The organism is Massilia sp. CFBP9026 (assembly GCF_034045165.1).
Taxonomy (GTDB): domain Bacteria; phylum Pseudomonadota; class Gammaproteobacteria; order Burkholderiales; family Burkholderiaceae_D; genus Telluria; species Telluria arenae.
Window position 1 is genome coordinate 881540 of the sequence record NZ_JAXCWH010000002.1, and the last position, 15881, is coordinate 897420.

The 15881-nt window shown below is 66.0% G+C and carries 13 protein-coding genes; 7 read left to right on the top strand and 6 right to left on the bottom strand.

The genetic code is table 11. The features are described 5' to 3' along the window. Positions 1–2: 2 nt before the first annotated feature. The 5 genes from SOM28_RS08335 to SOM28_RS08355 all read right to left on the bottom strand — a co-directional run bounded on the left by SOM28_RS08335 (position 3) and on the right by SOM28_RS08355 (position 6628). On the bottom strand, positions 3–677 hold the full coding sequence (locus tag SOM28_RS08335) for an acyltransferase (RefSeq protein WP_320467808.1): 675 nt from the start codon (positions 675–677) through the stop codon (positions 3–5). A 2-nt stretch (positions 678–679) separates the two neighbouring features. Next, positions 680–1741: a Gfo/Idh/MocA family protein gene (locus SOM28_RS08340; RefSeq protein WP_320467809.1), complete on the bottom strand. Its 1062-nt coding sequence runs from the start codon at positions 1739–1741 to the stop codon at positions 680–682. 68 nt (positions 1742–1809) lie between these two features. Further along, positions 1810–3138, bottom strand: coding sequence for a nucleotide sugar dehydrogenase (locus SOM28_RS08345; RefSeq protein ID WP_123067577.1), 1329 nt, complete (start codon positions 3136–3138; stop codon positions 1810–1812). A 93-nt stretch (positions 3139–3231) separates the two neighbouring features. Next, positions 3232–5283 carry a polysaccharide biosynthesis protein gene (locus tag SOM28_RS08350; protein WP_123067576.1) on the bottom strand — a complete coding sequence of 684 codons (2052 nt, stop codon included), beginning with the start codon at positions 5281–5283 and terminating at the stop codon, positions 3232–3234. A gap of 382 nt (positions 5284–5665) precedes the next feature. Further along, on the bottom strand, positions 5666–6628 hold the full coding sequence (locus tag SOM28_RS08355) for an N-acetylmuramoyl-L-alanine amidase-like domain-containing protein (RefSeq protein ID WP_123067575.1): 963 nt from the start codon (positions 6626–6628) through the stop codon (positions 5666–5668). Positions 6629–6858: 230 nt separating this feature from the next. Between SOM28_RS08355 and SOM28_RS08360 the strand changes: the two genes are divergently transcribed. The 7 genes from SOM28_RS08360 to SOM28_RS08390 all read left to right on the top strand — a co-directional run bounded on the left by SOM28_RS08360 (position 6859) and on the right by SOM28_RS08390 (position 13617). Continuing rightward, complete coding sequence (locus tag SOM28_RS08360) at positions 6859–9861, top strand: TonB-dependent receptor (RefSeq protein ID WP_123067574.1); 3003 nt, start codon at positions 6859–6861, stop codon at positions 9859–9861. A 296-nt stretch (positions 9862–10157) separates the two neighbouring features. Then, positions 10158–10319, top strand: coding sequence for a hypothetical protein (locus SOM28_RS08365; protein ID WP_183407287.1), 162 nt, complete (start codon positions 10158–10160; stop codon positions 10317–10319). Positions 10320–10384: 65 nt separating this feature from the next. Further along, entirely contained in the window at positions 10385–10561 is a 177-nt protein-coding gene (locus SOM28_RS08370; protein ID WP_183407286.1) for a hypothetical protein, read from the top strand. Positions 10562–10731: 170 nt separating this feature from the next. After that, a complete protein-coding gene (locus tag SOM28_RS08375; protein ID WP_123067573.1) occupies positions 10732–11106 on the top strand; it encodes a LiaI-LiaF-like domain-containing protein in 375 nt (124 codons plus the stop codon). Next, entirely contained in the window at positions 11096–11818 is a 723-nt protein-coding gene (locus SOM28_RS08380) for a LiaI-LiaF-like domain-containing protein (RefSeq protein ID WP_320467810.1), read from the top strand. Before SOM28_RS08375 ends, SOM28_RS08380 begins: the two co-directional genes overlap by 11 nt. Further along, positions 11818–12885 carry a sensor histidine kinase gene (locus SOM28_RS08385; protein ID WP_320467811.1) on the top strand — a complete coding sequence of 356 codons (1068 nt, stop codon included), beginning with the start codon at positions 11818–11820 and terminating at the stop codon, positions 12883–12885. Before SOM28_RS08380 ends, SOM28_RS08385 begins: the two co-directional genes overlap by 1 nt. A gap of 3 nt (positions 12886–12888) precedes the next feature. Then, positions 12889–13617: a LytR/AlgR family response regulator transcription factor gene (locus SOM28_RS08390; RefSeq protein WP_123067570.1), complete on the top strand. Its 729-nt coding sequence runs from the start codon at positions 12889–12891 to the stop codon at positions 13615–13617. Positions 13618–13620: 3 nt separating this feature from the next. On the opposite strand, the gene SOM28_RS08395 is transcribed toward SOM28_RS08390, so the two are convergent. Further along, positions 13621–15879: an ATP-dependent DNA helicase gene (locus SOM28_RS08395; protein ID WP_320467812.1), complete on the bottom strand. Its 2259-nt coding sequence runs from the start codon at positions 15877–15879 to the stop codon at positions 13621–13623. Positions 15880–15881: the final 2 nt, after the last annotated feature.

A 15881-nucleotide genomic window follows, 5' to 3' on the forward strand; every position in this document is an offset into this window, starting at 1 on the left:
GATTATCCTCGTGCGCTCTGGCTCTGGCTCTGGCTCTGGCTCTGGCTCTGGCTCTGGCTCGGGCTTGGGTTCGGATCGCTGCCGGTCAGGTCGCTTGCGCTGTCGGCAGCACGGCAGACGCCGTCCTGCAGGATGTAGGGCTCGCCGGTATGCGGGCAGCGGGCTTCGCCATTGCCGGTGAGGGGCAGGGCCAGGCGGTCGCCGGTGCGGCTGATCCAGCCGATCTGGCGCGCCGGCACGCCCGCCACCAGCGCATGCGGCGCGACGTCGCGGTTGACCACGGCGCCGGCGGCGACGAAGGCGTACTGGCCGATCGTCACGCCGCACACGACGGTGGCATTGGCGCCGATGGTGGCGCCGCGCCGCACCAGGGTGCGCCGGTACTCGTGCTTGCGCGGCACCGCGGCGCGCGGGTTGTAGACATTGGTGAACACCATGCTGGGACCGCAGAAGACATCGTCTTCGAGGGTCACGGCGTCGTAGATCGAGACATTGTTCTGGATCTTGACCCCGTTGCCGATGCACACGTCGTTGCCGACGAAGACGTTCTGGCCCAGCGAGCAGGCGGCGCCGATGCGCGCGCCGGCGCAGACGTGGGCGAAGTGCCAGACGTGGGTGTCGTCGCCGAGTTGCGCGCCGCGGTCGACGATGGCGCTGGAATGGATGATGATGGCCATGGTCAGTACTCCAGCGGCAGGGCGACGCGGCGGCCGTCGCGCGCCGAGCGGTAGGCGGCGACCAGCACCTCGAGCGATTTGAGGCCTTCGCGGCCGTCGGTCTCGGGCTCGGCCTCGCCGCGCAGCACGCGGATCACGTTGTCGTAGTAGAGCGGATGGCCGAAGCCATAGACCGAGGTGGTCTGGTAGCTGGCGTCAAGCACCAGCGCGTCGTCGGGATCGGGCTGCGCGAATTCCCATTGCTGGACTTCGTTGACGGCGACGCCGCCGATGCGGGCGCTGCCATATTCGCCCAGGATGGTGATCGAACCTTCGAGGTTGCGCGGCCAGGCCAGCATGGTGACGTTCATCGATCCCAGCGCGCCATTGCGCCAGCGCAGGCTCATCACGCCTGTGTCCTCGACCTCGATGTCGCGCGCCAGGGTGGCGGTATAGGCTTGCAGGCTTTCGATGGGGCCGACGATCCATTCGAGCAGGTCGACGTAGTGGCTGGCCTGGTTCATGAAGGCGCCGCCGTCGAATTCCCAGGTGCCGCGCCAGCCGGCGCTGCGGTAGTACTCCTCGGGGCGGGTCCAGAACACATTGAGGTTGACCATGTAGATGCGGCCGAAGCGCTTTTTCTCGACCGCGCGCTTGAGCAGCTGCAGGGTGGCGTTGCGGCGGTTCTGCTTGACCACGAACAGCCGGACCCCGGCCTCGTCGGCGGCGGCGACCATGCGCTTGCCGTCTTCCCAGCGCGTGGCCATCGGCTTTTCGGTGATCACGTGGCAGCCGGCAGCGGCGATACGGATCGCCTGGCCCGGGTGCAGGCCGGATGGGGTGGCGAGCACGAAGGCGTCGGCGTCGCATTCGGCCAGCATGCGCTCGAGGCTGGCATACGGGCGGGCGCCGGTGACGCCGGCGGCTTCTTCGCGCGCGCGCGGGTCGATGTCGCAGACGCCGGCCAGTTCGCAGCGGTCGGCGTGCTCGCGCATGGCGTTCATGTGGTTGCGGGCGATGCGGCCGCAGCCGACCAGGGCGAAGCGGATCTTGCGGTCGAGGATGGGGGGAGGGTAGTGGCGCATGCGGGCTCCGGGCGTGACGGTGGGCATCGATGGGGTGGGTGGACGAGTCGGATCGGAGGGACGGCCGCTCAGGCCTGCACCACGTTCGGCAAGCGGTTCGGGTAGACGCCGCGGGTGTCCACGATCAGGTTGGCGTACTGGCGCACCAGGTCGTAGTCGAAGGCGCTGTGGCTGGTGGCCAGCAGCACCACGTCGTAGGACGCCAGCGAGGAAGGCGTGAGGGGCACGCTCGACAGCTCGAAGCGGTGTTCGCGCATGCGCGGGAAGACCGGGACGTGCGGGTCGGAATAGTCGACCGCGGCGCCGCGCGCGCGCAGCAGCTCCATCAGCGCCACCGAGGGCGACTCGCGCATGTCTTCGACGTCCTTCTTGTAGGAGATGCCCAGCACCAGGATGCGGCTGCCCATCACCGCGCGGCCGCGCTCGTTGAGGGCGTCGGCCACCTTGCCGACCACCCAGCCCGGCATGTCGCTGTTGATCTCGCCGGCCAGCTCGATGAAGCGGGTGTGCAGGCCATACTGGCGCGCCTTCCAGGTGAGATAGAAGGGATCGATGGGGATGCAATGTCCGCCCAGGCCGGGGCCGGGGTAATACGGGGTGAAGCCGAACGGCTTGGTGGCGGCGGCGCGGATCACCTCGTGGATGTCGATGCCCATGCGGTCGGCGATGATCTTCATCTCGTTGACCAGGCCGATGTTGACGGCGCGGTGGATGTTCTCGAGCAGCTTGGTCAGTTCGGCCGCACGCGTGGAGCTGACCGGCACCACCGTGTCGATGGCGGCGCGGTACAGGGCCAGGCCGGCCTCCAGGCAGGCATTGGTGGAGCCACCGCACACCTTGGGGATGGTGCGGGTATGGAAATCGGGATTGCCCGGGTCTTCGCGCTCGGGCGAGAACACGAGGAACACGTCCTGGCCGACGCGCAGGCCGCGCGACTCGAGGCGCGGGCGCAGTTCTTCCTCGGTGGTGCCGGGATAGGTAGTGCTTTCGAGCGACAGCAGCTGGCCGGGCCGCATGTGCGGCAGCAGGGATTCGACGGTGCCGATCACGAACGACAGGTCGGGTTCGCGGTAGGCGGTGAGCGGGGTGGGAACGCAGATGATCAGGGCGTCGGCCTCGCTCGTGCGGGCGAAGTCGGTGCTGGCCATGAAGCCGGCCGCGCGCGCCTCTTCGATCGCGGCGGCGCCGATGTGCGCGATATAGCTGCCGCCGCGGTTGAGCCGCGCGACCTTGTCGGCGTCGACGTCGATCCCGAGGACGCGGAAGCCTTCGGCGGCGTAGCGCAGCGCCAGCGGCAGGCCGACGTAGCCGAGGCCGATGATGCCGATCACGGCATGGCGGTCGCGCAGCCGGTCCAGCAGCTGCTCCAGGTGAACTGATTGGTTCTCGTCTCGCATGGGTTTCCTCGACAGTATCTGTATGACAGCGGGTATGACGGGCAGGTATGACGGCAACGATGTGACGGTGTGAAGCGGTGGCGCTGGCCGGCCCTAGATCCGGAACGGCACGAACTTGCGAATCAGGCCGGCAGGCACGGGCTCCTCGACCGGCGCCTGCGGCAGGGGCGGCGGCGTCGATGGCAGGTATTCGGACACGATGGCCTTGACCATCGACTCGATGGGGCCGCGCTCGTGGGTCTCGCAGGCCATCATGAGGCAGGTGATACAGGTTTCGAGCACACTGGGCCGCAGCGCGCTTTCCTTCATGCGCATGATGCGCGGGTGCTCGCTCGGGAAGACGGTGCCGTCGGTGAGCAGTTCCTCGTGCAGTTTTTCGCCGGGGAACAGGCCGATGAACTGGATCTCGATGTCGCCGCGCGGCTGCTGGGGCGTGCGCTCGGTGAGGCCGTGCATGGCGATCATGGTGCGCGCCAGCTCGAGGATGCGCACCGGCTCGCCCATATCGAGCACGAAGACGTCGCCGCCCTTGGCCATGGCGCCGGCCTGGATCACCAGCTGGGCCGCCTCGGGGATGAGCATGAAGTAGCGCGACACCTCGGGATGAGTGATCGTCACCGGCCCGCCGCGCGTGATCTGGCGCTGGAACAGGGGAATCACGGAGCCCGAGGAGCCCAGCACATTGCCGAAGCGGACCATGCAGAACGTCGTGCCGGTCCTGTTGCCTGCGCCATGGGCCGGGCCATGGCCGGCGCCAGCCCCTACGCCGTCGCCCGGAGCGCAGCCACCGGCGGCGCGGGCGGCAGCGGCCTGGAAGATCAGCTCGGCGATGCGCTTGCTGGCGCCCATGATATTGGTCGGCCGCACCGCCTTGTCGCTGGAAATCAGGACGCAGGTCTGGACGCCGTGCTGCGCCGCGCCGGCGGCGATGATCTGGGCCCCCAGCACATTGTTGCGCAGGCCTTCGACGATATTGGTCTCGACCAGCGGCACGTGCTTGTAGGCGGCGGCATGGTAGATGGTGTCGATGCCGCCGGCGGCCAGCACGCGCTCGACCAGGTCGGCGTTGCAGACCGAACCCAGGTGGGCGTGGATGGGCAGGGCGGGAAAGCGCGCCGCCAGCTCTTGCCGGATGGTGTACAGCGCGTATTCGGAATGGTCGATCAGGTGCAGGCGCGCCGGGCTCAGGGTGACGATCTGGCGGCACAGCTCGCTGCCGATGGAACCGCCGGCGCCCGTCACCAGCACTCCCTTGCCGCGCACGCAGCGCGCGAACAGGTCGAGCCGCGGCGGCACCGGCGGCCGGCCGAGCAGGTCTTCGAACTTGATCTCGCGGATGGCGTCGCGCAGCACCGACTTGTCGCTGGCCTTGTCGTCGCCAAGGTCGACCAGCCGGGTGAGGATTTTGGTAGGCACGCCGGCCTGGCCGAGGCGCTGCATCAGCTCGCGCAGGCGTTCGGGTGCGGCGGCGGGCAGGGCGATGACGATGGTGCGGATGCCGAGCGCGGCGCTGAGCTCCACCAGGCGCGAGGTGTGGAAGACGCGCAGGCCGGCCACGGTGCGTTCGTTGAGCGCGTGCTTGTCGTCGAAGAAGCAGAGTGGGCGGTATTCGTCGCCGTCGCGCATGGTCTGGGCCAGCCGGGCGCCGGCCTCGCCGGCGCCGTAGATGGCGACCGCCAGTGCCTTGCCAGTGCAGGGGCCGCGCTTGCTGCGCAGCAGCTTGCGCACACCGATCCGCGATATCACGACATAAGAAAAAGCGATGAACCAATATATCGCCAGCGCGCTGCGCGGAAATCGCGCCTCATTGAGGATTACCAAAGTAAGATAGGCGCATAATACGGCAATACCCAATGCGAGACCGGTCAGGGTGAGCAGGCGATGGTCGATGAAGCGAATGACTGCACGGTATAAATCGGATAGCCAGAAAGCCGCTATCGTCAGCACCGCCACCAGTAAATAAGAGCCGGGCCCGAATTGTTTTGCAAGCTGTAAATCGCCCCCGCGCAATATCATTGCGATTAAAAAACAGACGGGAAGCGCAACCAGGTCGACCCCGATGGCCAGGGCGGCCTTCGCAGTGCGGTGCATGGATACGATTCTTGCGCAGAGCTGGTGAGACAGGCTGTAGCGTTGAATTGACATGGCAATCGGCTTCTCGCTGAAAGAGAACGACGTGCAGCTGCAATCAAAATAATGGTTTACTGCACGATCAGGCGTTAGAATAAAACTCTGCGCTGGATGGGGTGGTTTTGCCGATTGGTTTTGTGTGTATAAGCTTATTATCTGTCCGAGATTGAATGGCGGGTTTGAGGTCACTCAACAGCGATAGGGGATATAATGCATGCGCACAAAGATTGAAATGAAGAAGTGAATAAAAGAAATGGCGATGGATAATCATTTCCAGCGACTATTTATTTAATTCGGGATATTGAGGAAGGGCGGGTCGGCGGATGCCGATGGGAATGGCGGAAATAAAAAAGCGTCCCGACCCGGCAGGCCGGGACGCGGTCGACGATGCCGGGCGTCAGGCGGCAGGACGCCCCGGACGCGGCTGCGGCGCCATCGGCGGCACCGTGATCGCTTCGTTCAGGCGCAGGAACTTGAAACCGGCCAGCGCCTGGCCGCGCTTGCCGGCGCGCGCATTGCGCTCCTGGCGCTCGAGCGTGCGCGATATATAAGATTCGAAGGTCTCTTCGCGCACCTGCGGTTCGGCGGAATGCAGGAAGTGGCGCTCGCCGTTCGGTCCCAGCACCACCAGGCCCACGTGCGAGGCCCAGTACTCGCCGTCGCGGGTCGAGATCACATTGACGAAATCCCCTTCCTGCAACTGGCTGGCGATGGCCGCCACCTGTTCCTTGGGCACATAGGCCTGGCGGCTGGTCTCGACCGGGATCTCGCGCACCGTGTTGTGTCGGGTGGCCAGGAAGCGTGCGCGGTCGACCTTCATGTCGTACCCAGGGCCGCCGGCGCCGGCCAGTTCGGCACTGACGTCGGTCACCAGCCAGCGGTTGGCCACGTTCCAGTCCATCTCGGTGTAGTGGTTGCGCGTGGCCACGCCGATCACGCCGTCGCGGTAGCGGATCCGCTGCAGCATCCAGAAGAACTCTTCCCACGAGCCGGACATGGCCATCGCATAAGTGTGTTCGGCGAACACCACGCAATCGCTCTGCGCCAGGCTATATAGAGGCAGGCTGTCGTGGATCTCGTAGGGGAACTCGCCCAGCAGGTGCAGCGAGTAGGGCTGGCCGATGTTCTGGCGGCCGATCGCGGCGATGCGCTTCTTCAGGTCCGGCTCGGCGCCCTGCATGTGGGCGATGTACTGGCCGGCCTCGAATGGCGTCATCTGGTAGACCTGCTTTTGCAGCAGGGTGGACAGCGGCGTCGGTGGCGGCGGCGCCCCCGGTATGGGTTTGGTGGCGGGCGCGGTCGCGCACCCGGTCAGGACGGCGCTGGCAAGCAGCAGGCAGGCAAGGCGCATGGCGTTCATCAATGTGGGCAAAAAACGTCAAGCTAATCTGGTGCGCCCGGCTTGGGTAATGAAATTTCTTCGTCCAGCCATAACCGCACGGAGAGCGACTTTATGTACATTCCTTCAAGTTATATAGAAGCGAACACAAGTGATTATTCACGGACGGAATGAATCATGAATACTCCGAGCATGGCAGTCTTCAGCCTGCCTTAAGCAAGAACGATAGCACTATTCCCAGGAGAGAGAAGATGTTCAAGCAGAAGCCGCTCGCAGCGGCCGTATCGATGGCAGTCTGGAGCCTTGCAGCCCTGCCGGCCATGGCGCAGGAAGCCACCCCCGAAGTGCCGATGCAGACCGTGGAAGTGACGGGCATCCGTGCCTCGCTGGCCAAATCCCTGTCGGTCAAGCGCGACGCCTCGGCCAACGTCGAGGTGATCACGGCCGAAGACGTCGGCAAGATGCCGGACAAGAACCTGGCCGACTCCCTGCAGCGCCTGGCCGGCGTGGCCGTGCGCACCGACTACGATGAAGCTGAGAAGGTGTCGATGCGCGGCACCAATCCGGACATGTCGCTGATCATCTTCAACGGACACGCGGTCAGCAGCGCCGACTGGTATGTCGCCGACCAAGGCTCGAGCTCGCGCTCGACCAGCCTGTCGCTGATGCCGTCGCACGTATTGCAGCAGGCGGTCGTCTATAAGAGCTCGCAAGCAAACATCGTCGACGGCGGCCTGGCCGGCACCATCAATGTGACGACCCGCAAGCCGCTGTCGCAGAAAGAACGCTTCTCGGGCGTGGTCAGCGTCGGCGCCAGCTATGCCGACCTGCCGGGCCGCTATGCGCCGGACATGAACGGTTCGGTCACCTGGAAGAACGAGGCCGGCACCTTCGGCGTGCTGGCCGCGCTGTTCGCCGAAAAACGCCACGTGCGGCGTGACTCGGTATCGCGCTTCGCCTATGGCACCAACAGCGGCTGGGACGTGATCAACACCAGCACCATGAAGGGCATCACCGACGAATCGCTGGCCGGCACCGGCTATACCGCGGCCGACCTGAATGGCGTGCGCCTGCCTGGTTCGATGAGCTCGGAGTTCGTGGAATCGGTGCGCGACCGCAAGGGCGGCATGCTGTCGCTGCAGTTCAAGCCGAACCGCGACCTCGACGTCACCATGACCGGCTTCCACTCCTCGATGGACGCCAACAACCATGGCCGCCTGACCTCGAGCGCCATCTACTCCATGCTGCTCGGTAAGAACGCGCCGCTGGGCGGCACCACCGCCGCCGCCGTCAACACCAGTCACAACGGCCAGCAGGTCTTCGCCCAGATCCGCAACCCCGTGATCGTCGACGAGACCACGGTCTACGGCCACCCGTTGAAGGTGCTGAAGGCCGCCGACATCGTCTTCGCCGACGGCACCAGCCCTCAGTACGTGGGCAACTCGGAGGGCTTCTACCGCGACGGCGCCAAGGCCGAGAGCTCCTTCCTCGACCTCGACGCCAAGTACCGCGTCAACGACGACCTGACCGTCAAGACCCTGCTGTCGACCACCCGTGGCGTCGGCCAGACCAAGCTTGACCAGGGCCTGACCCTGGCGCGCTACGGCACCGGCATCTCGTACGCGCTGGGCGACCTGCACGACGCGCCCTTCGTCCAGTACCACAACGCCGGCGCCAACCAGCCGGGCCTGAACCCGGACGGCAGCGGCTACACGATCGTCGACCGCGCCGCATCGGGCGTGAAGACCGTCGACAAGGAATGGAGCGCCCAGTTCGATGCCGAGTACCGCCTCGACCGCGGCATCTTCCAGTCGCTGGAAAGCGGCGTGCGCTTCGCCGACCACAAGCGCACCAGCGGCCGCCGCGGCCCGGCCTTCCGCAACGGCATTACGCTCGACCCGGTCACCGGCCGCGTGATCTCCAATACGCCGACGCCGCTCACCGGCTGGCAGGCATTCCCGGGCGATTTCGGCAATGATCTCGACGGTCCGGCAGGCTGGGACAACACCGGCTTCACCTATACCCCGGAAGGCATCAAGGACTACATCGCCAGCAATACCAAGGTCACCAGCGACGCCTGGGAACGCCGCGTGAATTCCGAAATCGACATGCAGGAGCGCCAGAGCGCCGCCTATGTGATGGCCAACCTGGAAGGCGAGCGCTGGTCGGGCAACGTCGGCGTGCGCTTCACCCGCACCGAAGTCAAGGCCAATATCGCCACCCCGATCCCGGCCGGCGCCTGCCGGCGCGTGGAGCCGGGCCAGGCTCCCGTTCCATGCGCCGCCTATCCAGGCGCGATCACGGATGCCGGCGACGCCACCTCTTACTTCGACGGCCAGCCGTTCAATCCCACCGCCGGCATCCTGTACTACAAGACGCCGACCAAGCGCACCTTCGACAACTGGCTGCCGAGCCTGAACCTGCGCTATGACATGGGCAACGACATGCTGGCGCGCTTCGGCGTCAGCCGCACCATCGGCCGCCAGAACTACAATCTGCTGGGCAGCGGTTTCGGCACCCCGGGCTGCGACGCCAACGGATGCCGCGTGACCGGTCCGAATCCGGACATGGAACCGCAAACCGCGGACAACCTCGACCTGTCTTGGTCGTGGTACTTCGCGCCGCGTTCGATCGTGGCGGTGAGCGTATTCCACTCGTCGATCGACGGCTATCCGAAGACCGGCGCGGTAGGCAGCTCCACCGTCGACCTGCTCGACCCGCGCGACCAGACCGTGAAGACCTTCTTCATCAACACGGCCTCGCAGCAGGGCGCGAAGATCAACGGCATCGAGCTGCAGTACGAGCAACCGTTCGGCAAGACCAACTTCGGCTTCACCTCCAACGTCAGCCGCGCCAAGACCAAGGTCGACGACGGCCGCCCGATGGTGGGCGCGTCCGAATGGACCGGCAACGTCGGCCTGTACTACGAGGATGCCAAGCTGTCGACGCGCCTGGTGGCCAACTACCGCGGCGAATACGTGAACAGCACCACGGCGCCGTCGCCGACCGCCAACAGCCAGGGTCTCTCGGTCATCAACGGCATCGCGATGCCGACCGCGCCGACCTATGCCGACGCGGTGACCACGCTGGCGTTCTCCGCCAACTACTACTTCACCAAGAACCTGGAACTCGCATTCAGCGCGACCAACCTGACCAATGCCAAGCGCGCCCAGTATCGCTACAGCGAAGAAGAGCAGCAGAAGCTGGACGTCAGCGGCCGCCAGTACTACCTGAACCTGCGCTACAAGTTCTGATCGCCGCGAGCGCATGATATGAGGGGGAGCTTCGGCTCCCCTTTTTTCGTCTATCGCTGTCACGCACCTGTCATGTGGCCTGCAGGGCTGTATTGACGCGCACAGTGTGCGTCACCTAACGGTGCAATGGCTGCGGTTTCGATAAGATGCACCTGTCTGAGTGAGGAACGCGCGATTCGATTCGCTGCCATCCGAAACCTCAACAGGTTAGCCGGTCGCCTCGAGGATCGGCACCAATTTCAGGGTCGCGCCGCCGTTATTGCAGGCGCGGCCCGCAACGACAAGCGGAGGTTGCCATGTACGATGTCAAGCATCCACCCAAGCACCTGGTGCGCGCCTATCTCGAACGTCGCTCGCGCGACCCGAAACCGCCGCCGACCCCGGAAGAAATCCGGCGCCAGCTTGGCTGGGGCATGTTGATGCCGGCCGACCTCAAGATGGGCACCAACCGCTCCTGAGCATTTTTCTTTACGCGCCGACGTCCCGCGAGGACGCGGCGCCCAGCCCACCACAGGAGACATCCATGACCAGCAAGATCGGCAGCAAACACATCGCCCAACACCGCGGCAAGAAAGAACGCCTCGAGATCAAGCGCACCAACATCGCGCGCGAAGCGGTGCGCCAGGCTGAAGCCCGCGCCAAGTACCGCAACCAGCCGAAAGGCCAGGCAATGCGTGAGCAGGCGCAGACGGCTGCCTGATCACCCCATAGGCTGCACACGGCCCGCCTGCGAGGCGGGCTTTTTTACGTCCATCCTTCCCGAATATCTCCATTCGCCGCCTTCCAGCCGCCATTCACCGAATAGCGCTTTCGCGCTTGCCTTCCCGTTTGCTATCGTATATCCAGTTCGATAACGAGAGGAGTGATGCAATGGAGTCCGAAGATGCCTATCGCTGGCGCAAGCAGGTGCTGTGGGGCCTGCTCCTGATCGTCGTCGGCACGGTGGTGCTGCTCGACCGCCTGCACTATATCGATGCCCAGGATTACTGGCATTACGCCCCCCTGCTGCTGGTCGTGGTCGGCATCGGCCAGACCATCGGCTACCCGAGTCCCAAGGAATTCGGCAACGGCCTGTGGACTGTGTTCACCGGCCTGTGGCTGTTCGCCGTGTTGGAGAATGCCTTTGGCCTCACCTTCCGCAACAGCTGGCCGCTGTTCATCCTGATGTGGGGCGTCAAGCTGGTGCTGGATCCGTTCATCGCGCGCCGCTTCGCCAACAATCAAAGGAACCGCCATGAAAAATGATCCGCATGCAAAAGGCGTGACGAGCCAGGTCGTGCTCGGCCTGCTCGTGATCGGGATGGGGTTGCTGTTCCTGCTCGATAACCTGGGCTTCGTCGACATGCACCGCGCCTTCTCGTTCTGGCCGATGTTGTTCGTGATCGTCGGCACCGTCAAGCTGTGCGACACCCGCACCCAGGGCGGCACCCTGCTCGGGGCCGGCCTGGTCGGCGTCGGCATCCTGTTGATGCTGGACCGGATGAACATCATCGATTTCAGCTGGCGCACCATCTGGCCGCTGGTCCTGATCGGCCTCGGCGGTTTTCTGGTGGCGAAGGCGCTGCGCGGCAAGCGCGCGCTGGAGCACGGGGTGGCGATCGTCGACGGCGCGCCGGTGGACGGGGGCGTGGGCGAGGTGCTGGACATCACCGCCATCCTGGGCGGCTACGAGCGCCGCGTCACGAGCCAGAACTTCCGCGGCGGCGAGATCACGGCGGTGATGGGCGGCTGCGAACTCGATATGCGCGGCGCCTCGATCCAGGGCGAGGCGGTGGTCAATGTGTTCGCCTTCTGGGGCGGCGTGACCATCAAGTGTCCGCCCGACTGGGCCATCGTCCTGCACGGCACGCCGATCCTGGGCGGCTTCGAGGAAAAGACCATCGCGCCGCCGGATAATAGCAAGCGGCTGGTCATCCGCGGTTACGCGATCATGGGTGGCGTGGAAATCCGCAACTGATGGGCGGCGGATTCTGGGCGCGGCGAAGCGCCGCGCTATACCTGGCGGCCTGGCTGATGCTGGGACTGATGCTGGCCGGGCTGCTGTCCGCCACCGGCGGCGCCGGCCTGGCGGCCAGCCTGCTGTTCGCGCTGCCACTGGTGCTGGTCTATGCCGCCGTGTGCGGCTTCTCGGCCTATTACCTGTGCCGCGCCTATCCGCTGGGGCGCAAGTCGACGCCGGCGGTGCTGGGCGTGTTTCTTGTCACCGCCGTGTGCGCGGCCCTGCTGTGGTGCGCCGCGGCGTCCGGCTGGGCGGCGTGGTGGCAGTGGTTGGCGCCGGAGGGCGATAGCGTCGCGATGTCGCGGCCCTTGACGGCGGTGATGTTCGGCGTCGGCGTGCTGCTGTACGGGATGACCGCCTGCGCCCACTACCTGGCGCTGGAATTCGAGCGCGCGCGCGGCCTGGAGCGGCGCGAGCTCGAACTCAAGCTGCTGGCCCAGGACGCCGAACTGCGCATGCTGCGCACCCAGGTCGATCCGCACTTCCTGTTCAACAGCCTCAATTCGATCAGCGCCCTGACCGCCATCGACGCCGGCGCCGCGCGCGACATGACCTTGCAGCTGGCGGGCTTCTTTCGCCAGACGCTGGGACTGGAGGCGCACCGCAAGGTGACGGTGGCCCAGGAAGTGGCACTGGTCGAGCGCTTCGTGGCGATCGAGGGGGTGCGCTTCGGGCCGCGCCTGGGCGTGGAGCGCCACGTGGACGAACAGGCCGAGGCTTGCCTGCTGCCGCCCATGATCCTGCAGCCGCTGGTCGAGAACGCGGTCAAGCATGGCATCGGCCAGCTACTCGATGGCGGCGTGGTGCGCGTGCAGGTCGAGCGGGCCGGTTCGCAGCTCAGGTTGCGGGTGGAGAATGACGTCGATCCGGATGGCGCCGGTGCGGCCGCGGGCGGCGGCATTGGTCTCGCCAATGTGCGTGCGCGCCTGCTGGCGGAGTACGGGATTGAAGCGAGCGTGCATGCGACACGCGTGGATAATATGTTCAGGGTGGAGCTGGTGCTGCCCGCCGACACTGGAGAGTAAGGAATGCGAACCCTGATCGTGGACGACGAACACCTGGCGCGCGCGCTGCTGCGCGAATACCTGGCGGCGCATCCCGACGTCGAGATCGTGGGCGAATGCGCCAACGGTTTCGAGGCAGTGAAGGCGATTGCCGAGCACGATCCCGACCTGGTTTTCCTGGACATCCAGATGCCCAAGCTGGACGGTTTCGAGGTGGTGGAGCTGGCCGGTGGCAAGCCGCACTACATCTTCGCCACCGCCTACGATCAGTTCGCGCTGCGCGCCTTCGAGGTGCATGCGCTCGACTACCTGCTCAAGCCGTTCTCGCGCGAGCGCCTGGCCGAGGCATTGAATCAGGCGCGCCTGCGTTCCCCGCAACCGGCCCGGATCGAGGCCGTGGTGAAGGACGCGCAGGCGCGCCAGCAGCCGCTCGAACGCATCCTGATTCGGGACGGCGCCCGCGTGCACGTGGTCGCCGCCAGCACGATCGACCATATCGAGGCCCAGGACGACTATGTGCGGATATCGGCCGGCGGCAAGGGCTACCTGAAGCACCAGCGCTTGTCCGAGCTCGAAGCGCAGCTGGATGGCGCCGTGTTCGTGCGCATCCACCGCTCCTACATCGTCAATGTCGGCGCGGTCGAGCGCATCGAGCCAGTCAGCAAGGACAACTACTGCGCAGTGCTCAGGGACGGCGTGAAGCTGCCGATCAGCCGCAGCGGTTACCAGAAGGTGCGCGAACTGCTAGCATAAGTTCTACTGTGACCCCAGTTCCCACCATGCCGGCATCAAGTTCCTGATGCCCGGCTGGGCGAAGCGGTCGTCGATCAGCCACACGACGCCGCGGTCCTGTTCGGTGCGGATCACGCGGCCGGCCGCCTGCACCACCTTCTGGATGCCGGGATACAGATAGGTGTAGTCGTAGCCGGCGCCGAACAGCGTCTGCATCCGTTCGCGCAACTGCTCGTTGACGGGATTGACCTGGGGCAGGCCGAGGGTGGCGACGAAGGCGCCGATCAGGCGCTCGCCCGGCAGGTCGACCCCTTCGCCGAAGGCGCCGCCCAGCACCGCGAAGCCGACCCCCGTGCCGCCAACGGCGAAGCGGTCGATGAAACCCTGGCGTTCGTGCTCGCTCATGCGGCGTTCCTGGCGCCAGGCCGTGATGGTCGGGTCCAGCCGCTCCAGCGCATTGGCCACCTTGTCGAGATAGTCGAAGCTGCTGAAGAAGGCCAGGTAGTTGCCGGGACGCTCGCGGTACTGGCGTGCGATCAGTTCGGCGATGGGCTGGACCGAGGCGGCGCGCACCTGGTAGCGGGTCGAGATGCCGCGCGCGACGTGGACTTCGAGCTGGCTTGCCTTGAACGGCGATTCGACCTCGACCCAGGCGGTATCCTCTGGCATGCCGAGCGTATCGAGGCAATAATGCCAGGGCCCGAGCGTGGCCGAGAACAGGGTGCTCGAATGCGTCGCGGCGAAGCGCGGGCCGAGGAAGGGCGCCGGCACCACGTTGCGGATGCAGATCGTCGAGTCGCGCAGGGTGGGGCGGTCGGCGTCCCGGGAGAGGTCGCACAGCGAGTGCGGCCCGAACGATTCGGCCAGGCGCACGAAGCCCATGGCGTCGAAATAAAAGCGCTGCAGGTCGGGATCGAGCGGGCCGGGAAAGGCCGCCAGGTGTTCACTGATGGCGCTGCCCGCTTCCTGCAGGGAGTCGACCAGCTTCGCTGGAATCTTCTCGAGTAGCTGATACGGCGCCGGCGCCGTCTTGTCGACCGCAGTCCAGGCCCGGCCCACGCGCTCCAGTGCCTTCTTGATGCCTGGCGGCGCGCCGGCGCGGGCCAGGCGCAGCAGCTCGCGATCGAGCTCGGTGCTATACATCGAGCGCGCCCGGCCGACCAGGTTGTGGGCCTCGTCGACCAGCAGGCTGGTTTTCCAGCCGTTATTCAGCGCCAGCGCGTACAGCATGGCGCTGCCGTCGAAATAATAGTTATAGTCGCCGACGATCATGTCGGACCAGCGCGCCATCTCGCTGCCCAGGTAATAGGGACAGACCTCGTGCGCCAGGGCGACTTCGCGCAGCGCCTCGCGGTCCAGCACGGGCACCTCGGCGGCGGCAGTGCGGGCGGCCGGCAGGCGGTCGTAGAAGCCGCGCGCCAGCGGGCAGGATTCGCCATGGCACTCCTTGTCGGGATGCTCGCAGGCCTTGTCGCGCGCGGTGAGTTCGAGCACCCGCAGCGGCGCTTGGCTGGCGCGGCACAGGGTCGCGGCGCCGTCCAGCGCCAGGCGCCGGCCGGGCGTCTTCGCGGCCAGGAAGAACACCTTGTCCAGCTTCTCGCGCGGCATGGATTTCAGTACCGGGAACAGGCTGCCCACGGTCTTGCCGATGCCTGTCGGCGCTTGCGCCAGCAGGCAGCGGCCGCCGGTATTGGCGCGGTAGATGCTCTCGGCCAGCTGGCGCTGTCCGGGACGGAAGTCGGCATGCGGGAACGACAGCCCGGTCAATGCGGCATCGCGCGCCGCGCGGTGCGCCGCTTCGCTGGCGGCCCAACCCGAGAAGCGTTGGCACAGCTCTTCGAAGTGCGCGCGCAGCCATGCGCTGTCGCGCGTTTCGCGCAGCACGGTCTCGACGCCACTGACGATGTCATAGTAGACCAGGGCCAGGTTGACCGACTCCATCCCTTGCTCCTGGCACAGCAGGTGGCCGTAGACGCGCAGCTGGGCCCAGTGCAGGTGGCGGTGGTTGTCGGGGATGGCGTCGGCACGGCCGCGGTGGGTCTTGACTTCTTCGATCAGGTTTTCATTGGCGTCATAGCCGTCGGCGCGGCCGCGCACGTGCAAGTCGTTCCACTGGCCCGACAGCGCGACTTCGCTGCGGTAGCCGTCGCCGCGGCGGCCGGCCACGACGGCGTGGCCGGCAATGCCTTCCTGGGCGCTGGGGGAGGGGGTGAAGCGCAGGTCGAGGTCACCCTGCTTGGCGGTGAACTCGCACAGGGCGCGTACGGCGATGGTGTAGCTCACGT